General features: G+C 66.4%; 22 protein-coding genes. 5 read left to right on the top strand and 17 right to left on the bottom strand.

What is annotated here, in order from left to right; genetic code table 11:
* The first annotated feature begins 12 nt into the window (after positions 1–12).
* Positions 13–948, top strand: coding sequence for an NAD(P)/FAD-dependent oxidoreductase (locus tag AC3WMR_RS10455; protein ID WP_492263037.1), 936 nt, complete (start codon positions 13–15; stop codon positions 946–948).
* Between the two features lie 59 nt (positions 949–1,007).
* On the opposite strand, the gene AC3WMR_RS10450 is transcribed toward AC3WMR_RS10455, so the two are convergent.
* Complete coding sequence (locus AC3WMR_RS10450; protein WP_492263036.1) at positions 1,008–2,402, bottom strand: hypothetical protein; 1,395 nt, start codon at positions 2,400–2,402, stop codon at positions 1,008–1,010.
* Positions 2,399–3,034, bottom strand: coding sequence for a DUF2971 domain-containing protein (locus AC3WMR_RS10445; RefSeq protein WP_492263035.1), 636 nt, complete (start codon positions 3,032–3,034; stop codon positions 2,399–2,401). Before AC3WMR_RS10445 ends, AC3WMR_RS10450 begins: the two co-directional genes overlap by 4 nt.
* An 89-nt stretch (positions 3,035–3,123) precedes the next feature.
* Here AC3WMR_RS10445 and AC3WMR_RS10440 point away from each other — a divergent pair, with 89 nt between their 5' ends.
* Positions 3,124–3,591 carry a hypothetical protein gene (locus AC3WMR_RS10440; protein ID WP_492263034.1) on the top strand — a complete coding sequence of 156 codons (468 nt, stop codon included), beginning with the start codon at positions 3,124–3,126 and terminating at the stop codon, positions 3,589–3,591.
* Between the two features lie 11 nt (positions 3,592–3,602).
* Here the strand turns inward: AC3WMR_RS10440 and AC3WMR_RS10435 are convergent, their stop codons facing one another.
* Complete coding sequence (locus AC3WMR_RS10435) at positions 3,603–4,577, bottom strand: alpha/beta hydrolase family protein (RefSeq protein ID WP_492263308.1); 975 nt, start codon at positions 4,575–4,577, stop codon at positions 3,603–3,605.
* Between the two features lie 202 nt (positions 4,578–4,779).
* On the opposite strand from AC3WMR_RS10435, the gene AC3WMR_RS10430 reads away from it, so the two are divergent.
* Positions 4,780–5,934: a porin gene (locus tag AC3WMR_RS10430; RefSeq protein ID WP_492263033.1), complete on the top strand. Its 1,155-nt coding sequence runs from the start codon at positions 4,780–4,782 to the stop codon at positions 5,932–5,934.
* Positions 5,935–5,952: 18 nt separating this feature from the next.
* Here the strand turns inward: AC3WMR_RS10430 and AC3WMR_RS10425 are convergent, their stop codons facing one another.
* The 13 genes from AC3WMR_RS10425 to AC3WMR_RS10365 all read right to left on the bottom strand — a co-directional run bounded on the left by AC3WMR_RS10425 (position 5,953) and on the right by AC3WMR_RS10365 (position 16,603).
* A complete protein-coding gene (locus AC3WMR_RS10425) occupies positions 5,953–6,360 on the bottom strand; it encodes a VOC family protein (protein WP_492263032.1) in 408 nt (135 codons plus the stop codon).
* Positions 6,357–6,845: a helix-turn-helix transcriptional regulator gene (locus AC3WMR_RS10420; protein WP_492263031.1), complete on the bottom strand. Its 489-nt coding sequence runs from the start codon at positions 6,843–6,845 to the stop codon at positions 6,357–6,359. Before AC3WMR_RS10420 ends, AC3WMR_RS10425 begins: the two co-directional genes overlap by 4 nt.
* A gap of 10 nt (positions 6,846–6,855) precedes the next feature.
* Positions 6,856–7,482, bottom strand: coding sequence for a class I SAM-dependent DNA methyltransferase (locus AC3WMR_RS10415; RefSeq protein ID WP_492263030.1), 627 nt, complete (start codon positions 7,480–7,482; stop codon positions 6,856–6,858).
* Between the two features lie 48 nt (positions 7,483–7,530).
* Positions 7,531–8,232: a YwqG family protein gene (locus AC3WMR_RS10410; protein ID WP_492263029.1), complete on the bottom strand. Its 702-nt coding sequence runs from the start codon at positions 8,230–8,232 to the stop codon at positions 7,531–7,533.
* An 82-nt stretch (positions 8,233–8,314) separates the two neighbouring features.
* Positions 8,315–9,583, bottom strand: coding sequence for a hypothetical protein (locus AC3WMR_RS10405; RefSeq protein ID WP_492263028.1), 1,269 nt, complete (start codon positions 9,581–9,583; stop codon positions 8,315–8,317).
* A 98-nt stretch (positions 9,584–9,681) separates the two neighbouring features.
* Complete coding sequence (locus AC3WMR_RS10400) at positions 9,682–10,044, bottom strand: winged helix-turn-helix domain-containing protein (RefSeq protein ID WP_492263027.1); 363 nt, start codon at positions 10,042–10,044, stop codon at positions 9,682–9,684.
* A gap of 18 nt (positions 10,045–10,062) precedes the next feature.
* Positions 10,063–10,383: a DUF4148 domain-containing protein gene (locus AC3WMR_RS10395; RefSeq protein WP_492263026.1), complete on the bottom strand. Its 321-nt coding sequence runs from the start codon at positions 10,381–10,383 to the stop codon at positions 10,063–10,065.
* Positions 10,384–10,544: 161 nt separating this feature from the next.
* Positions 10,545–12,275: an ABC transporter substrate-binding protein gene (locus AC3WMR_RS10390; protein ID WP_492263025.1), complete on the bottom strand. Its 1,731-nt coding sequence runs from the start codon at positions 12,273–12,275 to the stop codon at positions 10,545–10,547.
* A 114-nt stretch (positions 12,276–12,389) separates the two neighbouring features.
* On the bottom strand, positions 12,390–12,698 hold the full coding sequence (locus AC3WMR_RS10385) for a DUF2160 domain-containing protein (RefSeq protein WP_047992707.1): 309 nt from the start codon (positions 12,696–12,698) through the stop codon (positions 12,390–12,392).
* 42 nt (positions 12,699–12,740) lie between these two features.
* Positions 12,741–13,553 carry a carbohydrate ABC transporter permease gene (locus tag AC3WMR_RS10380; RefSeq protein WP_263913235.1) on the bottom strand — a complete coding sequence of 271 codons (813 nt, stop codon included), beginning with the start codon at positions 13,551–13,553 and terminating at the stop codon, positions 12,741–12,743.
* Positions 13,546–14,436, bottom strand: a complete 891-nt coding sequence (locus AC3WMR_RS10375; RefSeq protein WP_025136361.1) for a carbohydrate ABC transporter permease — start codon at positions 14,434–14,436, stop codon at positions 13,546–13,548. Before AC3WMR_RS10375 ends, AC3WMR_RS10380 begins: the two co-directional genes overlap by 8 nt.
* On the bottom strand, positions 14,433–15,521 hold the full coding sequence (locus AC3WMR_RS10370; RefSeq protein ID WP_492263024.1) for an ABC transporter ATP-binding protein: 1,089 nt from the start codon (positions 15,519–15,521) through the stop codon (positions 14,433–14,435). Before AC3WMR_RS10370 ends, AC3WMR_RS10375 begins: the two co-directional genes overlap by 4 nt.
* Complete coding sequence (locus AC3WMR_RS10365) at positions 15,521–16,603, bottom strand: ABC transporter ATP-binding protein (RefSeq protein WP_492263023.1); 1,083 nt, start codon at positions 16,601–16,603, stop codon at positions 15,521–15,523. The genes AC3WMR_RS10370 and AC3WMR_RS10365 overlap by 1 nt, the downstream gene beginning before the upstream one ends.
* A gap of 207 nt (positions 16,604–16,810) precedes the next feature.
* Between AC3WMR_RS10365 and AC3WMR_RS10360 the strand changes: the two genes are divergently transcribed.
* Together AC3WMR_RS10360 and AC3WMR_RS10355 are read left to right on the top strand one after the other, a co-directional pair.
* Positions 16,811–17,599 (top strand): DeoR/GlpR family DNA-binding transcription regulator, encoded by a 789-nt coding sequence (locus AC3WMR_RS10360; RefSeq protein ID WP_025136358.1) that lies wholly within the window; start codon positions 16,811–16,813, stop codon positions 17,597–17,599.
* A 64-nt stretch (positions 17,600–17,663) separates the two neighbouring features.
* On the top strand, positions 17,664–19,262 hold the full coding sequence (locus tag AC3WMR_RS10355; protein ID WP_492263022.1) for a glycerol-3-phosphate dehydrogenase/oxidase: 1,599 nt from the start codon (positions 17,664–17,666) through the stop codon (positions 19,260–19,262).
* Positions 19,263–19,308: 46 nt separating this feature from the next.
* Here AC3WMR_RS10355 and AC3WMR_RS10350 read toward each other — a convergent pair whose 3' ends face one another.
* Positions 19,309–19,932, bottom strand: a complete 624-nt coding sequence (locus AC3WMR_RS10350; RefSeq protein WP_492263021.1) for an HD-GYP domain-containing protein — start codon at positions 19,930–19,932, stop codon at positions 19,309–19,311.
* Positions 19,933–20,043: the final 111 nt, after the last annotated feature.

The following is a 20,043-nucleotide window of genomic DNA, read 5'->3' as shown; positions in this document are numbered from 1 at the left end:
ATCGAGAAAGCCATGCAACTGGAAATACAGCCCCCCCGCTACGACGCCGTCATCGTCGGCGGCAGCTTCGCCGGCCTGTCCGCCGCCATGCAACTGGCCCGCGCCCGCCGCCGCATCGCCCTGGTGGATGCCGGCTTGCCCCGCAACCGCTACGCCGCGCACTCGCATGGCTTCCTGGGCCTGGACGGCAAATCGCCTACCGAGATCGTGCGCATCGGCCGCCAACAACTGGCCGCCTACGGCACGGTGGATTTCGTCGATGGCACCGCCACCCGCGCCGAAGAATCGGCCGGGCGCTTCCTGGTCACGATGGACGATGGCCGCGTGCTGCACGCGTCCCGCCTGGTCCTGGCGACCGGCATGCGAGACGAACTGCCGGCCCTGCCCGGCCTGCAGGAACGTTGGGGCCAGACGGTGCTGCATTGCCCCTACTGCCATGGCTACGAAGTGGCTGACCGCCCGCTGGGCGTGCTGGCGGCGCATCCGCTGTCGGCCCATCAGGCCGCGCTGCTGCCCGACTGGGGGCCCACCACGTATTTCACGCAAGGCGAATTCGAACCCGACGCCGAACAGGCGGCGCTGCTGGCGGCGCGCGGCGTGCGTATCGAACGCACGCCCGTGGTGGGCCTGCTGGGCCAGGCGCCGCAGATCGACGCGGTGCAGCTGGCCGATGGCCGCCGCCTGCTGATCAATGCGATTTTCGTGGCCGCGCGCGTCCACATGGCCAGCCCGCTGGCCATGCAGCTGGGCTGCGCCTTTGATGAAGGACCCATGGGGCCTTACCTGCGGGTCGATGACTTCAAGCAGACCACGGTGCCGGGCGTGTTCGCGGCGGGCGACGCCACGTTGCCGATGGCCAATGCCACGCTTGCCAGCGCCTCGGGCGTCATGGCGGGCGGCGGCGTGCACAACTCGCTGGTGCGCGCCGCGCTGCGCAGCCTGGGCTGACAAAGGGTCAGGCAGAGGCGTCTGGCGGCAACGTTGTTACCGGGCCGCCCAGCGCCCGCTCAGGTGCACTGCCAAAGATGCCCGCTGACGCGGCAATCCGCGCACCAGAAGGTGTAGTTGCAGCCGCCGCTGCCCCACGACCATTCGCCGCCGCCTTCCTGCGGCAGGTCGGAATCCAGCTGCATTGCAAACGCCATGCGGGTGTCGCAATCGGGACACGGCGGGTATTCGCCCTGCTGCACCCAGCTGGGCGGGCCGCCCACGCGGCTCAGGTTCTGGCGGCCGTTGGAATCGCCCCAGTCCTGCCAGGTCCAGCGCTTGGGCGCCTGGAACAGCGTCACGTCGGCTTGCAGCAACGGCCCGGTGGGAAACTCGGGGACAAGCGGGTCGTCCCGGCGCTGCGATGGATGCGCCTGCGGCGCGCCCTGGCCGTCGTGCTGAAAGAACAGCACTTCGGCATCCGCCTCCCAGCCTTGGCACGCCAGGCAGGTGGCGAATTCCAGCGGCGTCGCGCAATCGATGCCGGCTTGCGCCGGTTGCGGCAAGGCCAGCAGGCGGTGCAGCGGGCCGTGGCACAGGCCACAAGTGGCGGTCAGGGTGCCGCCCATGCGGCCGGCGGCGACCGCGGGCGCATCGGCCTGTGGCGCCTTCCCGGCAACTGACGCGGCGGCTGACGGGGCAACCGCGACGGGCGGCGCAGCGTTCACGGCCCCCCACGTCGGATGCAGGCGCTGGATATCCCGCCGCCAGGCCGGCTGAGAAGTCGTCATCAATGTGCGCTGGACCGCGCTGAAACGAATGTGCAGCGGCTGTTCACCGTGCAGCGCCCGGGCCTGCCCGTTGTCATCGGCATAGCCCACCGCCATCAGCCAATAGATGCCGCTGGACGCATCTTGCGGCACGAACACGCGCCGCCAGACTTCCAACACCAGATCCGGATGGCGCGAATGCAGCACGGCGCGGGCCTTCAGGTATTCCAACGACCCATCTTCGGCCTGCGGGCCGACATCCGCCAGCCACGCGCGAGCCGTGTCGGCGTCCAACGCACGCCAGGCCAGGTCCACGCCAAAGCGCGGGCCGCCCTGCCCCTGGTGCGCGGCCGCGAGCAGATGATCCCAATCGTCGGCGAAGACCTCGGGCCATTGCGCCGCGGCGCAGTCCAGCACTTCGGACAAGCCGCTGCCTGTCTCGCCACGCCGGGACCGCTGCCAGGCCTGGCGCAGCACTTCGGCGTGCGTGGCGTCGTCCATCAGGTCCAGGGCAGCGTCGATGAAGGTGGCGTGTTCCAGGCCGCGGTCCAGGAACAATCGGACCAGCTCGCCCAGAGCCCGGGAGTCTTCCTGCCGCAGCCGCAGCACCTGGCCCATGGGGTCGTTGTTCTGCCAGCCCCGTTGCTGGAATGCCTCCACGATTTCAAGAGGCGACATCACGCCATCAGCCCGCTTTTGCGTCATAACGGCTCCTTGCGGCCCGCACTGGCGAATTTCTTCCAGTCTTCGTTGTCCACCAGCGTGGACCGGAACACGCGCAGCTTCTCGCAGCCCTTGATGGCCTTGAGCACCTTCTTGACCTGGTCGCACACCGTGGCCGGCAGCCATGGGCTGAGGGTGACGCGCTTGATGGCCGCCAGTTCGACCGGCACTCGCAGCACCGGCGTATCGCGCGTCCTGCGGCACACGAACAGGCGGAATTCCTTTTCGTCGCGAAAGGCGTGGCGCTTGAGGAACGGCAGGTCGGCATCGGCCGGCGGCTGCTCGCGCAGCGACTTGATGGTGCGGTACTGCACGGCCTCGGCGCGCATATCGGGCACGCCGGCCACCTGCGCCACCAGTTTTTCCTTGTCGAATTCGATGCAGACCCCACCGCTGCCGTGCGAGAACACGCGCCAGTGATGGTAGGTTTCGGACGCCTCGGCCAGGCACAAGGCGTAGATGCCCTGCAAGCGCTTGGCCCGGGCATATTCCTCGATGTAGAACGAATCGTTGCGATCGTCCCACGCCTTCGGGTTCAGCAGCGCCAGTTCGCCGGACATGAGGAAATCGATCAGATAGGGAAGCTCGGTGTATCTGCGCAACGAGGTAGCCAAGGCGGCGCTCCGGAAAAAAGCCAGGTGTCAGTCTACCCGTGCCATGCACGCCACGCACGCTACACTGGCCGCTTCGCCAAGGAGACCCGATGCTTCAGAACGATAGCGAATCCCGCCCTGCGCCCCGGCGCCGCGCCCCCACCAGCCAGCGCTTCTGGTTCATCGCGCTGGGCGGCACCCTTGCCTCGTCCAGCTACCAGATCCTGCCCTTGCTGCAGGGCGATTTCTCGGTCTTGCAGAAGATGATCGTGCCGGCGGCCTTGCTGATCTGGCTGTACCGCGGTAGCGAATGGGCGCGTTGGCTGCTGATGATGGTGCTGCTTGGCTTTGGCATCATGAACATGTACCTGGGCATCTCGCTGCTCGACTTGCCCATCGGCTATTGGCTGAAGGTCTATGTGTTCAGCAGCTTCATGGTCGCAACCGGCCTGTACCTGGCGCTGGCCGGCAAGGATTTCCAGCACTACCGCAATTACGTCACCCAGCGCGACGGCCCGCGCGCCGCGGCCCGGCAGCGGGCAGCGCAGCAGGCTCGCCGCCAGGGGCCGGCGCGCTGACGCGCTTCGCGTCAGCGCAGTGCCGACTGAAAGAACGCGATCACCTTCGCGTTGAATTCACGATGCCATGCCGCCCGGTCGAACCCGGGCGCATCGGCGCAGATCGCGGGCATGGCCTCGGCCTGCCCGGCCGCGCAAGGCGCCAGGAAAGCGAAATGCCCCGCGCCGTCGACCCGGTGAAACTCGGCCTGCGGCAAGCCCGCGCGCACGGCATCCACGCTGGCCGGTGTAACCCCATCGCCACCTTGCGCCGACGCCCATAGCTGCACCGGTATCGAGACGGCATTGAGCGTGTCCGCCGTGAACGCATTGAGGGGGTCGGCGATGACCGCCGCGCGGATCCGTTCATCACGCACATACGGCTGCGCGGCAATCTTGCCGTCGCGGATGTCACGGCACATCGGCAGCCCCGATTCGCCCGCGCAGAGACTCAGCCCCTGCTTGAAATCGGGCACGGCCCCCGCCAGCACCAGACCGGTATAGCCGCCCCGCGAGAACCCGAAGAACCCCACCCGGCCATCCAGTTGCGCCTTGCCAGGCCAGGTGCCGGTCAGGTAGTCGATCAGCCGCCGCATTTCGCGCGGGCGGGTCGAGAAGATCGACAGATATCCCTGTCGCGACTTGTCCAGCGCGTTGTCGCCCACATGATTGATGGCCGCCACCACGAAGCCCGCGTCCGCCAGCGCCACCGCGGTGTCGTGATGGCCCAGGAATGATCCGGCCGACCCGTGCGACATCACGATCAGCGGCCTGGCGCCCTCGGTCATCGGGCAGTCCGGCGTGGCCGCCATCTCGACGCGGCCGATCTTGACCTGGCCTGCCGGCGCCGCGCAGGGATACCAGATGCCGCCCTGCAAGGCCGGGCCGTTCATGTCCATGGGCAGGTTCAGGCGCTGGAAGCCCGCGGCCTGGACCGTGCCGGCGGATGCCAGCAGCAGGGCCAGACAGAGGCGAAGGGAATTAACAAAAGCGGCTGCGGCAGGCATAGGGACAACGAGTCGGGGTGAAGGATCTGGCAGAAAACCATGACCCGCTGTGAGACGGGCCGCGATCGGAATTGTCATTTTAATGTTCGCGAACTGTCGGTCCGCGGTGGTCAGACTTTGATTCGCCGCGCGGCAGGACGTCAAGCCTTCCGTCTGCGTGGCGCATCCGCTTTTTTCCTGCTTTCCGCCTCCGGAGCTCTTCATGAAAAAACTCTTTTTCGCCGCGGCCGCCACGGCCCTGTCCGGCGCGGCGTCCGCGCAATCGTCGGTCACGCTGTACGGTCTGATCGACACCGGCATCGGCTACGCCAACGTCGACGGCACCTACACCGACCCCGCCACCGGCCGCCGCACCCGCATCGACAACAGCCGCATCGGGTCCACCACCGGCACCACCGCCGGCTCGCGCTGGGGCCTGCGCGGCAAGGAAGACCTGGGCGACGGCCTGTACGCCGTGTTCCAGCTGGAATCGGGCTTTGACAGCCGCAACGGCAGTTCGCTGCAGAGCAATCGCCTGTTCGGCCGCGAAGCCACGGTCGGCCTGGGCAGCGCCGAATGGGGTGAAATCCGCCTGGGCCGCCAGTACAACGTGGCCGCGCGCTACTTCTCGGGCATGTTCGGGTCGTCGTTCGGCGGCGGCTTCAACCAGCTCAGCACCGGCGCCGGCCTGGGCTTCAGCTCGGCCTACTACGTGCGCTACGACAACCTGGTCGTCTATGAAACCCCGTCCCTGGGCGGCTTCAAGGCCGCGGTCGGCTACGCCTTCAACGCCGACGACCGCCGCACCGCGCAGACCGGCTTCGCCACCGCCGACAACACCCGCGCCATCACCGCCGGGCTGCGCTACGACAACGGCCCGCTCATGGGCTTTGCCACCTACGACCAGCTCAACGCGTCCAATAAGCTGCCGCCAGGGCAGATCGACGCCACGCCGCGCTCGTACATCGTCGGCGGCTCGTACGACTTCGAGGCCTTCAAAGTAGCGCTGGCCTACAACCGCATCACCGACGGCTGGTTCGCCGGCAAGAGCCTGCCCAACGGCGGCAGCATCGGCGCATTCACCGGCACGCCGTCGTACGCATTCGCCAAGGGCTTCCGGTCCAATTCCTACATGCTGGCCGTGGCCGCGCCCGTGGGCAAATCCGGCGGCGCATTCGCGTCGTGGCAGCGGGCCGATGCCAACAGCAGGCAGCTGACCGGCGGGGATTCGGCCAGCAATACGTACAGCCTGGGCTACAACTACAACCTGTCCAAGCGCACGGATCTGTATGCGGTGGCATCGTACACGACCAACTGGGCGTTCCTGGACAACGCCAAGGCCACCGAGGTGAACATGGGCATTCGGCACCGGTTCTAGGGGCGGCGCGCGTGGACGCTACCCCCGGGCCTGGATCATCTTCCAGCCATTGCCTGCCGGGTCCCGAAACCCAGCATCCACGCTGCCATATCGCTCTGTCGGTTCCTCGGTGAACTCCACTCCCAACGCCTTGTACCTGGCATAGCTGGCTCGGCAATCGGCCACCGACAGCACCAGTGTGGGCATGGCGCCTTTGGCGACCATGGCGCGCAGGGTTTGCGCGGTGGCCTCGTCGTGAACGGGCGGGCCCGGACGCAGCAGGCCCAGTTGAAACGACGGCTGGTCCGGGTGCTGGACGGTCAGCCAGCGGTACGGGCCGTTACGCACGTCGGTGTGGACGCGAAACCCCAGCTTCTCGACATAGAATTTCAGCGCTTCGTCCTGGTCGTCGACGTAAATGCCTGCAGTATTGATGCCTTCGCTCATGATTGCTCCTTGGGTAAAGACCGCACTGTATTGCTGGCCAGGCGGCGGCGCTTCTCCAAAACTGCCATGGTGAGATCGGGACGCAGCACCGCCTTCACGACGCACGCGGGAACCTGGTCCAGCCCGGCCATGCCGGCCCGGACCTCGGCGCGCAGGTCGCTGGGGGTGCGGCCGGTTACGTCGCGGAAAATGCGGCCAAATGTGCCCAGGCTTTCCCAACCGGTGGCGAACGCGATGTCGGTAATCGGCAGGTCGGTGTCGCGCAGCAAGGCGGTGGCCTGCTCGATGCGGCGCGTCAGCAGGTAGCGGTGCGGCGGCAGGCCGAAGGCGCGCTTGAAGGAACGGGCGAAATAGGCGTCTGACACGCCGCTGACCTCGGCCAGCCGGCTGATGGGCCAGGCCTGGTGCGACGCCGCGTCCATCCGGTCTTTGGCGCGCAGCAGGCGGCGCAATAGCACCGGGTCCAACAAAGGCGCATCCGTCATCGGGTTGCTCCTATCCGAGGCGATCAACCCGCCGCGCCAGCCAGATCGTCGCGCCGCCACAGGTCGGATCGTTCGCCACGTGCCGCACGACATCAAAGCCGTTGTCCGCCAGCAGTTGGCGATATTCGGCCGGGTCCAGGCTGCCATGGTAGAGCGGCCGGCCTTCGAACTGGCCGATGGCATGCCCCTGCGCCGGGCCGCTGGTGAACATCAAGGCCGCGCCCGGTGCGGCCAGGCGGCGAAACCGGGCGAACATCGGCCGCTGATCGTCGGGGGCCAGATGGAAAAAGCTGTGCCAGGCAATCACGCCCTGGAACGTGTCAGGACTCGAAAACTGCCGCATGTCGGCCGCAATCCAGCGGTGCTCGGGAAACGACGCCTGAGCAATATCCAGCAGCGGCTGTGACGTATCCACCCCCGTGATATGGCAGCCCTGCTCGATCAGGTGCCGCGCGATCGGGGTGCCGGCACCGCAACCCAGGTCCAGCACTCGTGGCACCTCGCCCGCCGGCATCAGGCCAAGAAAGTCCGCCAGCCAGGCCCGCTCGATCAAGGCATGCGCGCGGCGCAGTTTCTCGAATGCGGCGGCATGGTCCTGATACAGCGCAATCACGTCATCGGCAGCGGGGTGGGACATGGTCAGGTTCCGGGAAATCGGGGCGTGGCAGCGACGCCTGCCCGATCCTCAACGATTGATCAGCAGCGCATACGCGGGCGGCGTCTGCGACGCGTCGACGAAAACAAAGGCCGTGCCATCCGAGCAGAAGTTGGCGACTTCCTGGTAACCGCCGTCTTGCATCGGCACGCAATTGTCGATCTGCAACAGCAGGCGTCCTGGCGGCACGCCCTGCGCGCCGTTGGCGGTCCAGTACGGCACGCCGTTGTACTTGGTGCGCCACTCGGTGGCCCAGTCATGGGGATGCGCGATGTCGTCGGGCAGGTCATCGTGGCGACCGTAGTCGTAGAAATCCGCTTCCAGTTCGGGCGGGGCGCCATCGTCGTCGATGCGCCAGCTGGCAATGCCCAATTCCGGGATCAGTTCAGGCAAGCCATCTTCGGCGTGTTCGGGCGGGGCCGTGGGCGCATCGCCCAGCGCGGCGCGCGGCAGGCTGAAGACGGCATTGGCGCCGCCGTCGCTTTCCCAGAAGCTGCAAATGCTGTCCCATTCGCACTTGAAGGCGAACAGGACTTCGCCCGCGGGGATATCCAGGTCAGGCGCATTGGCCTCGGTCGATTGCCCCGGCACTTGCGCCAGAAAGCTCATGGCCCGGCCGCATTCCCGGCATATCGGCCAATGCGCGATGGGCAGGCCCCACGGCAAACCGCCCAGCTTGTGTACCAGACCCGGCGCCGCACCGACGCGAAACGTGGGGTAGTGACTCTTCATGCAAGCACCTGCGCTGTGAATGGAACCGCCCAGACTATATCCGCTGCCTTGCGTCCCGTGCTGACACGACGGTGACACGTCATTAAACCTCTTCGATGCGGACCTTGGGCGCGAACGGCGTGCCCAGGTCCAGCGCGCGATAGATGCGTTCCAGAATCCGCTGCCGCCGCGTTGGCCGCCCCAGGCGCCAGCGCGTGTCCAGATACAGCAGCGGCACGGCGAAGCAGGCCCACACGAACAGCAGCATGGCAAACAGGAATACCGCCAATTCCGGCAGGTCGGTGCGCTCTTGTGGCGATCCGCCGAAATACAGGAAACCCAAGACCACCAGCCAGGTCGTCAGCAGCAGGCTGCCCAGCAGCGCCAGCATCGGCACGCGCTGACCGAGGCCGACGCCGACCGGCCCGATCCGGGCATGGGCGCCGCGAAAGTGCCGATGACAGACATACACGCGGTCGTCTTCCCGATTGCGCAGGCCGTAGACCAGCCGATGCGGACCGGCGCCGGGAATCTCGCCGGCATAGGCAGCCAATTCGACCCGGTCGCCCTCGGCCAGGAAAGGCTGGACGTTGCCCAGGTCTTCGCCGACGTGCAAGGCGTAGGGCTGACGGCCGACCTGAAAGCGGTAGACGCCAGAACTGGGGCGGTGCCGCGTGCCCGGACGGGCCTCGTGGGTCAACGACGTCAACACGCCGTGGACATGGAGGATTTCGGGCGATGCATCGGCGATGAGTCGTTCACTGATCTGCGGTTCGACAAGCCGCTGCTTGTCTGCCTGCGACGCCGACGCGGCGGCGGTCGCATCGGCGCCCCGTGAGACCGGTCTGCCCTGCTGCTGGCGATACCACGCCTCACTCTGCAAGATGGCCGGCCGGTGCAGGCGGTTGTGCCACAAGCCATACAGGGAACTGCCCGCCAGGATCAGCGCGAACAGCGTCACCGTCAGCGCCACCACCAGCAGCAGCACCTGCACGAACGACCCCAGGTCCAGCAGGAAGCAGCCCGCGACCATCGCGGCGGCCAGCGCGGTGCTGATGCCGATGCTGCGCCAGGCGCGCCGCCGTTGGTCCACGTAGTAGCGCGGCGGGATACCGGGGCCTTGCGCGGCGGATAGCCATGAAAAGTGCCGCAGCGACTGCGGGCCTTCCAGTATGCCTACCCGCACGGGCACGCCTTGCTGCTGCAGGCCTTGCAACGTACGGATGTCGGCGGCGTTCTCGAAGGCGCCAAACACCGACCCCCCATTCACCACGATATGGACGTTGCCTCGGACAAGCGGCACGGCGACACGCATCTGCTCGATGCGGCCTTCGACAACGGCGGCGGTGGTGGCAGGCGTGCGCTTGAACATGGAGCAGATGGCCGCGGCGGCAGGCGGGAAAAGCGCACAGCATACCGCAGGGATTCCGGGGCAAGCGACCGACAGCCTGCGCCCTGATCCCGTGGCGGTCACAGCGGCCCGGCCGCCAGCATGAAGCTGCCGCCGCGTATCACGTGCAACAGCCGCGGCCGGCAACCGCCATCGACCTTCTTGCGCAGGCGGCGCATGGCGATGGCGACCGCCTGACACTTGATGTGTTGCGGCCCATGGATATCGGCCTTGGTCTTCCAGACCAGCGCGGCCAATTGCCAGCTGGTGAACACCGCGCCCGGGCTGCCCATCAGCGAGGCCAGCAGCCCGAATTCCTTGGGCGTCAACAGCAGCGCCTGGCCGTCGCGCCACGCCCGAAAGCGCAGCAGGTCCAGCTCCAGGTCCGCGAACTGCAACCTGTCGCCGGACGCGGGCATGCCGGTGAGCATGATGTGGCTCACGTCCAGGCCCTCTCGCCTCTAGCGGCGCGCGTCGGTCTGGCGCTGCACCTCGGCCTGGTAATCCGGCCCCGTGCGCAGCCGCACATACTCCGAGAACGCGGCCTTGTATTCCGGGCTGTAGATATCCGGCGTGGCCTCGCCGCGCCAGAACCGGTCCACCCCGGCCCGCTTCCACAGTGCCAGATCGGCCAGCACTTCGGCGCGGGTCAATGACTGGCCGTACGGGCTGGTCAACGCCGTGGCCGGCGCGCCGGCCGATGCCACCGGCTGCGCCAGCGCGGCGCCCGAAACACCCGCCGCCAGGGCCAGGGCCAATGCGGTTTTACGAAGAATCTGCATGCTTCACACTCCTAGAAATCACGTTGGGTACTGCACGGAATTCATTCTAGGAAGGTGATGCAGACAGAAAGCGAATAGGGAGATTACGTTTTTGACATCCACAGAAAAGCGCCACGGACCAAGCCGTGGCGCGGGATGAAAAAACTCAGGCGTCGATGCGCTTACCGCACCTTGCCCTCCTTCCAGGCTTCCAGCAGCTTCTCATAAGCAACCGTCTCGCCCTTGGGCTTTTCATTGGCCAGCTTCTTCCACGGCGCGTGTTGATCCGACAGCCACTTGTTCGGATCGCCCTTGGCGTTCAGCTTGGGCGCGCATTGGGCCATGCCGGCGCGTTCCAGCCGCGCCATGACCTGGTCCATTTCATTGGCCAGGTTGTCCATGGCGGCCTGCGGGGTCTTTTCGCCGGTGACGGCGGTGGCGACGTTCTTCCACCACAGCTGGGCCAGCTTGGGGTAGTCGGGCACGTTGTTGCCGGTGGGGGTCCAGGCCACGCGTGCCGGGCTGCGGTAGAACTCGATCAGGCCGCCGTAGTTGGCCGCGTTCTTGGTGAAGTAGTCGCTGTGGATGTCGCTGTCGCGAATGAAGGTCAGGCCGGTGATGGACTTCTTGAGCGAGACCGACTTGGACGTGACGAACTGGGCGTACAGCCAGGCGGCGGCCATCTTGTCGGGGTTGGTGGACTTGAAGAAGGTCCACGAGCCGACGTCCTGGTAGCCGTTCTGCATGCCGTCCTTCCAGTACGGGCCGTAGGGCGACGGGGCCATGCGCCACTTGGGGGTGCCGTCTTCGTTGACGACCGGCAGGCCCTTCTTGGTCATGTCGGCGGTAAAGGCCGTATACCAGAAGATCTGCTGGGCGATCTGGCCTTGCGCGGGCACCGGGCCGGATTCCGAGAAAGTCATGCCCATGGCCTGCTGCGGCGCGTACTTCTTCATCCAGTCGACGTACTTGGTCAGCGCATAGACGGCGGCCGGACTGTTGGTGGCGCCGCCGCGCGCGACCGAGGCGCCCACGGGGGTGCACTTGTCGTCGGCGACGCGGATGCCCCATTCGTCCACCGGCAGGCCGTTGGGCAGGCCCTTGTCGGCGGCGCCGGCCATGGACAGCCACGCGTCGGTGAAGCGCCAGCCCAGCGACGGGTCTTTCTTGCCGTAGTCCATGTGGCCATAGACCTTCTTGCCGTCGATTTCCTTGACGTCGTTCGAAAAGAAATCGGCGATGTCTTCGTAGGCGGACCAGTTGGTGGGCACGCCCAGGTCGTAGCCGTATTTGGCCTTGAACTTGTCTTTCAGGTCCTGCCGGGCGAACCAGTCGGCGCGGAACCAGTAGACGTTGGCGAATTGCTGGTCGGGCAACTGGTAAAGCTTGCCGTCGGGCGCGGTGGTGAACTTGGTGCCGATGAAGTCCTTCAGGTCCAGGCCCGGGTTGGTCCATTCCTTGCCGGCGCCAGCCATGTAGTCGGACAGCGGCAGGATGGCGCCGTAGCGGTAGTGGGTGCCGATCAGGTCGGAATCGGAGATCCAGCCGTCGTAGATGGATTTGCCGGACTGCATCGACGTCTGCAGCTTCTCGACCACGTCGCCTTCCTGGATCAGGTCGTGGTTGACCTTGATGCCGGTGATTTCCGTGAAGGCCTTTGCCAGGGTCTTGGATTCATATTCATGCGTGGTGATGGTTTCGGACACCACGTTGATTTCGGTGACGCCCTTGGCCTTGAGTTTGGCGGCGGCGTCGATGAACCACTTCATCTCGGCCATCTGCTGGTCTTTGGACAGGGACGACGGCTGGAATTCCGAATCGACCCACTTTTTCGCTTCCGGCTCGCCGGCCCAGGCTCCTGACGTACCGATCAGGGCGATGGCGGCCGCCATGGCGTGCATGCGCAATTTCATGACCTGTCTCCTCGATAAGTCTTCCCGTATCGTGCTGCGGACCGCTGGCCGGGGAAGACGCTGGCCGATAGTCCTTCCAAACCGCTGATGTCGCGTGGGGTTCTGTTGCCCCGTTCAGCCTTTTCTCATGATGAACGCCAAGAGCAGCATGGACAGCACGAAGCTGATCCACACCGAAGGCGGCTCATCCAGCGAAAACCATTCCACCGCCTTCTGGCCGAAACCCAGGAACGCCAGGTTGAGCCAGGCCGCGGCCATCAAGCCGATGAACAGGCGGTCGCCCCGCGTGGTGCGCAGGGGCAGAAAGCCCTTGCGCTCGACCGTGGGCGATTTCAGTTCCCAGACAGTCATGCCGACCAGCATCAGGACGATGCATGAGAAGAACACGGCGACCGGGGTCGTCCATACCATCCAGCTGAACATGTGTGCTCCCTGCCCCATGGCCCGTTGACTCGCCTGTTGACCCTAGACCCGACCCATCGCGAAGCCCTTCGCGATGTAGTGCCGCACGAACCAGATGACGATGCCGCCGGGCACGATGGTCAGCACGCCGGCCGCCGCCAGCACGCCCCAGTCCATGCCTGATGCCGAGACGGTTCGGGTCATGGTGGCGACGATGGGCTTGGCGTTGACGGACGTGAGCGTGCGGGCCAGCAGCAGTTCGACCCAGCTGAACATGAAGCAGAAGAACGCCGCCACGCCGACGCCGGACTTGATCAGCGGCAGGAAGATGGTCAGGAAGAAGCGCGGGAACGAGTAGCCGTCGACATACGCGGTTTCGTCGATCTCGCGCGGCACGCCGGACATGAAGCCTTCCAGGATCCACACGGCCAGCGGCACGTTGAACACCAGGTGCGCCAGCGCCACGGCCAGGTGGGTGTCCATCAGCCCGAACGAGCTGTACAGCTGAAAGAACGGCAAGAGGAACACGGCCGGCGGCGTCATGCGGTTGGTCAACAGCCAGAAGAACACGTGCTTGTCGCCGATGAAGCGGTAGCGCGAGAACGCATACGCCGCGGGCAGCGCCACGGCCAGCGAGATGACGGTGTTGATGACGACGTAGATCAGCGAATTGATGTAGCCGGAATACCAGGCGGGATCGGTGAAGATCGTGCGGTAGTGTTCCAGCGTGAAATCGCGCGGCCACAGGGTCAGCGTGCTGACGATTTCGGTATTGGTCTTGAACGACATGTTCAGCATCCAGTACAGCGGCAGGATGGCGAACACCAGGTACAGCGCCAGGAAGGCGCCGCGCCACCAGGTGGATGAATCACGCATTGGCGCGCTCCTCGTCAAAGCCGCCGGTGGTGCCGGCGCGCTGCATCCAGTTGTAGAGGATGAAGCACAAGAGCAGGATGATCAGGAAGTAGATGATCGAGAACGCCGCGGCCGGACCCAGGTCGAACTGGCCCACGGCCTTCTGCGTCAGGTACTGCGACAGGAAGGTGGTAGCGTTGCCGGGGCCGCCACCGGTAAGGACGAAGGGCTCGGTGTAGATCATGAAGCTGTCCATGAAGCGCAGCAGCACCGCGATCATCAGCACGCCGCGCATCTTGGGCAGCTGGATGAAGCGGAACACGGCCAGGCGCGAGGCGCCGTCGATGCGGGCAGCCTGGTAGTAGGCGTCGGGAATGGCGCGCAGGCCCGCATAGCAGAGCAGCGCCACCAGCGGCGTCCAGTGCCACACGTCCATCACCAGCACGGTGACCCAGGCGTCGACGTCGTTGCCGGTGTAGTTGTAGTCCACCCCCAGCCACGACAGCGTGGCGCCCAGCAGGCCGATGTCGGTGCGGCCGAACACCTGCCAGATGGTGCCCACCACGTTCCACGGGATCAGCAGCGACAGCGCAATGATGACCAGCACCGCCGACGCCCGCCAGCCGCTGGCCGGCATCGACAGCGCCAGCAGGATGCCCAGCGGGATCTCGATGGCCAGCACGGCCAGCGAAAAGCCGATCTGGCGAAACAGCGCGCCGTGCAGCTCTTCGTCCTGCAGCACGGCGGCGAACCATTCGGTGCCGACGAACACGCGGCGCTCGGGCGAAATGATGTCCTGCACCGAGTAATTGACGATGGTCATCAGCGGCAGAATGGCCGAAAACGCCACGCACAGCACCACGGGCAGAACCAGGAACCAGGCCCGGTGATTGATCGGTTTCATCGGATCAGTTCCTCGTCACGGTAGAAGCACGTGTGCGGATTCAAGGCCGACAGCCACACCGTGGCGCCGGGCGCGATCGCGGCAATGTCGGCGCCCAGGCGGGCCCGCAGCGGCGTGCCTTCGAAGTCGGCCACCAGCAGCGTGTAGGTGCCCACGTCCTGCACGCGGTCCACCCGCACCGGCAAGGCGCCGGGCGCCTGGGCGTCGGTCAGGCGCAGGTATTCGGGGCGCACGCCCAGCTTGACCGGGCCGGCATGAGCCAGCTTGGCCGCCAGGGCATCGGACACGCCATCGACGCGGCATTGCCCCACCCGCAGCGCGCCGTCCCGCCACTGGGCGGGCAGGAAGTTCATGCCGGGCGAACCGATGAAGTGGCCCACGAAGGTATGCGCGGGACGTTCGAACAGGTCGTCGGCGCTGCCCACCTGCACGGCGCGGCCGCGCGCCATCACCATCACCTGGTCGGCAAAGGTCAGCGCCTCGGTCTGGTCATGCGTCACGTAGATCAGCGTGAGTTTGAATTCGTGGTGGATTTCCTTGAGCTTTCTGCGCAGTTCCCATTTGAGCTGGGGGTCGATGACGGTGAGCGGTTCGTCGAACAGAATGGCCGACACGTCGTTGCGCACCAGGCCGCGGCCCAGCGAGATCTTCTGCTTGGCGTCGGCGGTCAGGCCGCTGGCGCGGCGATTCAGCACGTGCGACATCTCCAGCATTTCGGCGATGCGGCCGACGCGTTCGCGGATGCGCTCGGGCGGCACGCCGCGGTTGCGCAGCGGAAAGGCCAGGTTCTCGGCGACCGTCATGGTGTCGTACACCACCGGAAACTGGAACACCTGGGCGATGTTGCGCGCCTGCGGCGTCTTGCCGGTGACGTCTTGGCCGTCGAACAGGATGCGGCCGTGCGATGGGCGCAAGAGGCCCGATACGCAATTGAGCAAGGTGGTCTTGCCGCAGCCCGACGGGCCCAGCAAGGCGTAGGCGCCGCCGTCGCGGAAGGTGAATTTCAGCGGCAGCAGCGCATAGTCCTCGTCGGCCTGGGGGTGGGCGACGTAGGAATGAGAGAGGTCCAGCTCGATCTGTGCCATCAGTCGGCCCCTGCCACCGTGCGGCGCGCGGGCGCAGCCAGCAAGATGCCGTCGGCGCCAAAGGCATAGGTCTGCGCCGGGTCGAAATACAGCGTCAGCGGCTGGTCCAGCGTGTAACGGTGCACGCCGGGCAACTGCGCCACCACGTCGCCGGCGGCCGTGCGGGCATGCACGAAGGTGTCAGACCCGGAGATCTCGGCCAGCTTGACCACGCCGTCCAGGCCGATGTGGCCGGGGCGCGAGGTCACGTCCAGCGCCCCGGCGCGCAGGCCGGCGGTCAGGTCGGCGCCCGTGCTGGGCGGCAGATGCCGGTTCACGGTGATGCCGCCCTGCAACGCAAAGCCCTGTTCGTTACGATGCGCGGCGAACAGATTCATGGGCGGATCGCTGAACGCGCGCGCCACGCGGATGGAATTGGGCCGGTGAAAGACCTCGGCCGTGGGGCCGTATTGCAGCAGTTCGCCGGCATCGAGCACCGCGGTGTGACCGCCTAGCAACAGGGCTTCGCCCGGTTCGGTGGTGGCGTAGACCACGGTGGAGCGGCCCTGCGCGAACAAGGCTGAAAGCTCGTCGCGCAGTTCTTCGCGCAGCTTGTAGTCCAGGTTGACCAGGGGTTCGTCCAGCAGGATCAGCGGCGCGTTCTTGGCCAGGGCCCGGGCCAGGGCCACCCGCTGCTGCTGGCCGCCGGACAGTTCCGACGGGTAGCGCGCCAGCAGGTGATCGATGTGCAACCGCGCCGCCATGGCGCCGACCTTGTCGGCAATGCCCGCTTCGCCGCGCAGCTTGAGCGGCGAGGCGATGTTGTCGAACACCGTCATGGACGGATAGTTGATGAATTGCTGGTAGACCATGGCGACATTGCGCTGGCGCACCGGCACCCCGGTCACGTCGCGGCCGTCGGCCAGCACCGTGCCTTCGGTAGGCCGGTCCAGCCCGGCCATGATGCGCATCAGCGATGTCTTACCCGCCAGGGTGGCCCCCAGCAAAACGGTCATGGCGCCCGGCACCGGGGCCAGGGTCATCGGATACAGGTGCGTCTGCGAGCCGGCTCGCAAACCTATCCTGTCCAGGGTCAGCTGCATCTGGTCTCCTGCCTCTTATACGTCCCCGATTATTCAATCGGGCATCGATACTTGGGTACAGCGGCCCTTGCGGCGCGCAAGAACGCGCCGTTTCAGGTTTTTCTTTCAGATCGCTTTCGTTTTTTGTGCGTTTTACCGAAGAAGCGAACAAAAAACAATCTTGCAGTGCGTCATTATTTTTCGCTTTTGTTGTTTTATGATGCGAACATGACACTGAATCCTAGACAAAGCGCCTTGATCGAAATGGTGCGAGCCCAAGGCTCGGCCACGATCGAAGAGCTTGCCAAACGCTTTGACGTCACGCTCCAGACCGTGCGGCGCGACGTCAACATCCTGTCCGAAGCCGGCCTGCTGTCGCGCTTTCATGGCGGCGTGCGCATCGAAGCGTCGACCATCGAGAACATCGCCTACCGCAAGCGTCAGGGGCTGCACGCGGCCGGCAAGCAACGCATTGCCGAGGCCGTGGCCCGCGCCGTGCCCGACGGCTGTTCGCTGATCCTGAACATCGGCACCACCACCGAGGCCATCGCGCGCGCCCTGCTGCGCCACCGCGGCCTGCGCGTCATCACCAACAACCTGCACGTGGCGGACATCCTGTCGGACAACCCCGATTGCGAGGTCATCGTGGCCGGCGGCGTGGTGCGTTCGCGCGACCGCGGCATCGTCGGCGAAGCCACCATGGACTTCATTCGCCAGTTCAAGGTCGACATCGGCCTGATCGGCATTTCCGGCATCGAGGCCGACGGCACGCTGCGCGACTACGATTTTCGTGAAGTGCGCGTGGCGCGCACGATCATCGAGCAATCGCGCGAGGTCTGGCTGGCCGCCGACAGCAGCAAATTCAAGCGCCAGGCCATGGTGGAACTGGCACACATTTCGCAGATCGACCGCTTTTTCACCGACGCGCATCCGCAGGAACCGCTGGCCCAGGTGCTGCTGGATTCCGGCGTGCGCTGCGAGGTCGCCGCCGCGCCGAACGCCGCCAAGGCCGCCTGACGCGGCGCCCTGCCCCTACGACACACCGCACTGATTACCTAGCGGCCCAGCCGCCCCCTTGCATATGAACCAAACGTCCGCCTCTGTCACCCCGCCCGACCGCAACCGCCTGCTGGCGCAACTGGACAACACGCCCGCCTGGGACGTCATCGTCATCGGCGGCGGCGCCACCGGCCTGGGCACGGCCGTCGACGCCGCCAGCCGCGGCTACCGCACCCTGCTGATCGAAGCCGCCGACTTTGCCAAGGGCACGTCCAGCAAGGCGACCAAGCTGGTCCACGGCGGCGTGCGCTACCTGGCGCAAGGCAACATCAGCCTGGTGCGCGAGGCCCTGCACGAACGCGGCCTGCTCAACCAGAACGCGCCGCACCTGGTGTGGCCGCTGGGCTTCGTGGTGCCGGCCTACAACCTGCTGGACCAGCCCTTCTACGGCATCGGCCTGAAGATGTACGACATGCTGGCCGGCAAGCTGAACCTGTCGCCCAGCCGCTGGCTGTCGCGCCGCGACACGCTGGCCAATGCGCCGACGCTGGCCGAAAACGTCAACGGCCGCGGCCTGAAAGGCGGCGTGCTGTATTACGACGGCCAGTTCGATGACGCGCGCCTGGCGCTCAGCCTGATGCGCACGCTGTTCGATCTGGGCGGCACGGCGGTGAACTATGTGCGGGCCACGGGCCTGACCACCACCGGCGGCAAGGTCGACGGCGTGACCGCGCAGGACGCGCTGGGCGAAGCCACCTTCACGCTGCGCGCGCGCTGCGTGATCAACGCCACCGGCGTGTGGGTCGACAGCGTGCGCCGCATGGAAGACAAGAACGCGCCGACCATGGTAGCGCCCAGCCAGGGCGTGCACCTGACGCTGCCGCACGACTTCCTGCCCGGCAAGCGCGCCATCCTGATTCCCAAGACCGACGACGGCCGCGTGCTGTTCGTGGTGCCCTGGAACGGCCACACCATCGTGGGCACCACCGATTCACCGCGCAACGACCTGCCGCTGGACCCGGAAGCCGGTGCGCAGGACGTGGACTTCATCCTGCAGACGGCCGCGCGCTACCTCAGCCGCAAGCCCACGCGCGACGACGTCACCAGCGTCTGGGCGGGCCTGCGGCCGCTGGTCAAGGCCACCGGCGACGCGTCCACCAAGTCGCTGTCGCGCGAGCACACCATCCTGGTGTCGCAGGCCGGGCTGGTGACGGTCACGGGCGGCAAGTGGACCACCTACCGCCGCATGGCGCAGGACGTGGTGGATACGGCCATCCAGCACCAGTTGCTGACGCAGGCCAGCTGCCGCACCGAGTCGCTGGCGCTGCATGGCGCGAACGGCCTGGCGCCGTCGCAGGAACACGCCGGCACGCCGGACAGCTACTACGGCAGCGACCTGCCTGCGCTCAAGGCCCTGCCCGGCGCGGATCGCATGCTGGTGAAAAGCAGCGGCCTGTCCGAAGCGCACGTGCGTTTCGCGGCGCGTTTCGAATTGGCGCGCAGCGCCGAGGACGTGCTGGCGCGCCGCAACCGCGCGCTGTTCCTGGACGCCGACGCCGCCCTGATGGCCGCGCCGGAAGTCGCGCGCATCCTGGCCGAGGAACTGGGCCACGACGCCGCCTGGCAGCAGCGCACGCTGCAAGCGCTGGCCGGCGTGGCCGCGCACTACAAGCTGAAGTGATCTCTCGCGCGCGCCGTCCATGCGGCGCGCGCCTCACCCGCTTCGTTCAAGGCACGCGCAGCGGGCTGTGCTGGATCATCGTCTCAAAGACGCGCAGCAGGTCCGGGTCGCACTTGGCCCCGGCTTCCACATTCAGAATGCGCAGGATCTCGGCGTGCGTGCGCGCCGGGTGATACGGCCGCGCGTCGCCCAGCGCGTCGTAGGAATCGGCCAGCGAGATGATGCGCGAATGCAGCGGAATGTCGTGCCCGGCCAAGCCGTCGGGATAGCCTGAGCCATCGAAGTGTTCGTGGTGATGGCGCACGGCCAGCGCGATCCGTTCGCGCTGCGGCATGTCGCTATGCATGATGATGTCGGCGCCGACGGCGGCGTGCGACTTCATGATTTCCCAATCTTCTTTTTCCAGCCGTTTGGGCGAGAACAGCACGCGGTCGGGGGTGGCGATCTTGCCCACGTCGTGCAGGCGGGCGGCCACGGCAACGGCCTGTTGTTCGTCTTCGGGCAAGCCGCAGGCGTGGGCCAGCGCCACGCTCAGGGCGACGACGCGGTGGCAATGGCGGCCGGTGGCAAGATCGCGAGCCTGCATCGCGGCGAACAGCGCGGCTTCACACGAACCGGCGGAACAGGCAGCAGGCGCGGACGCGTCCTGCGGGGGCAAGTCTGGAGGCATTAGGCATGGCGCGCGCGGTTGCAACGGAACCGCGCGCTTGTGTCAGAAAGTATCAATTCTGACACAAGCGCGCGGCCCGCGCGGCGCATCGATCCGTACAACGATGCGGAC

This window comes from Achromobacter sp. FW305-C-28 (genome assembly GCF_058783235.1).
Note: the sequence above shows the minus strand (reverse complement) of the source record. Positions and strands in the feature narration are given on the sequence as shown.

What these genes read in the sequence shown, in the direction of transcription:
- AC3WMR_RS10455 (WP_492263037.1), top strand. Translation starts at nt 13, where the DNA reads ATGCAACTGGAAATACAGCCCCCCCGCTACGACGCCGTCATCGTCGGC.
- AC3WMR_RS10450 (WP_492263036.1), bottom strand. Translation starts at nt 2,402, where the DNA reads ATGACGCAAAAGCGGGCTGATGGCGTGATGTCGCCTCTTGAAATCGTG.
- AC3WMR_RS10440 (WP_492263034.1), top strand. Translation starts at nt 3,124, where the DNA reads ATGCTTCAGAACGATAGCGAATCCCGCCCTGCGCCCCGGCGCCGCGCC.
- AC3WMR_RS10435 (WP_492263308.1), bottom strand. Translation starts at nt 4,577, where the DNA reads ATGCCTGCCGCAGCCGCTTTTGTTAATTCCCTTCGCCTCTGTCTGGCC.
- AC3WMR_RS10430 (WP_492263033.1), top strand. Translation starts at nt 4,780, where the DNA reads ATGAAAAAACTCTTTTTCGCCGCGGCCGCCACGGCCCTGTCCGGCGCG.
- AC3WMR_RS10425 (WP_492263032.1), bottom strand. Translation starts at nt 6,360, where the DNA reads ATGAGCGAAGGCATCAATACTGCAGGCATTTACGTCGACGACCAGGAC.
- AC3WMR_RS10420 (WP_492263031.1), bottom strand. Translation starts at nt 6,845, where the DNA reads ATGACGGATGCGCCTTTGTTGGACCCGGTGCTATTGCGCCGCCTGCTG.
- AC3WMR_RS10415 (WP_492263030.1), bottom strand. Translation starts at nt 7,482, where the DNA reads ATGTCCCACCCCGCTGCCGATGACGTGATTGCGCTGTATCAGGACCAT.
- AC3WMR_RS10410 (WP_492263029.1), bottom strand. Translation starts at nt 8,232, where the DNA reads ATGAAGAGTCACTACCCCACGTTTCGCGTCGGTGCGGCGCCGGGTCTG.
- AC3WMR_RS10405 (WP_492263028.1), bottom strand. Translation starts at nt 9,583, where the DNA reads ATGTTCAAGCGCACGCCTGCCACCACCGCCGCCGTTGTCGAAGGCCGC.
- AC3WMR_RS10395 (WP_492263026.1), bottom strand. Translation starts at nt 10,383, where the DNA reads ATGCAGATTCTTCGTAAAACCGCATTGGCCCTGGCCCTGGCGGCGGGT.
- AC3WMR_RS10390 (WP_492263025.1), bottom strand. Translation starts at nt 12,275, where the DNA reads ATGAAATTGCGCATGCACGCCATGGCGGCCGCCATCGCCCTGATCGGT.
- AC3WMR_RS10385 (WP_047992707.1), bottom strand. Translation starts at nt 12,698, where the DNA reads ATGTTCAGCTGGATGGTATGGACGACCCCGGTCGCCGTGTTCTTCTCA.
- AC3WMR_RS10380 (WP_263913235.1), bottom strand. Translation starts at nt 13,553, where the DNA reads ATGCGTGATTCATCCACCTGGTGGCGCGGCGCCTTCCTGGCGCTGTAC.
- AC3WMR_RS10375 (WP_025136361.1), bottom strand. Translation starts at nt 14,436, where the DNA reads ATGAAACCGATCAATCACCGGGCCTGGTTCCTGGTTCTGCCCGTGGTG.
- AC3WMR_RS10370 (WP_492263024.1), bottom strand. Translation starts at nt 15,521, where the DNA reads ATGGCACAGATCGAGCTGGACCTCTCTCATTCCTACGTCGCCCACCCC.
- AC3WMR_RS10365 (WP_492263023.1), bottom strand. Translation starts at nt 16,603, where the DNA reads ATGCAGCTGACCCTGGACAGGATAGGTTTGCGAGCCGGCTCGCAGACG.
- AC3WMR_RS10360 (WP_025136358.1), top strand. Translation starts at nt 16,811, where the DNA reads ATGACACTGAATCCTAGACAAAGCGCCTTGATCGAAATGGTGCGAGCC.
- AC3WMR_RS10355 (WP_492263022.1), top strand. Translation starts at nt 17,664, where the DNA reads ATGAACCAAACGTCCGCCTCTGTCACCCCGCCCGACCGCAACCGCCTG.
- AC3WMR_RS10350 (WP_492263021.1), bottom strand. Translation starts at nt 19,932, where the DNA reads ATGCCTCCAGACTTGCCCCCGCAGGACGCGTCCGCGCCTGCTGCCTGT.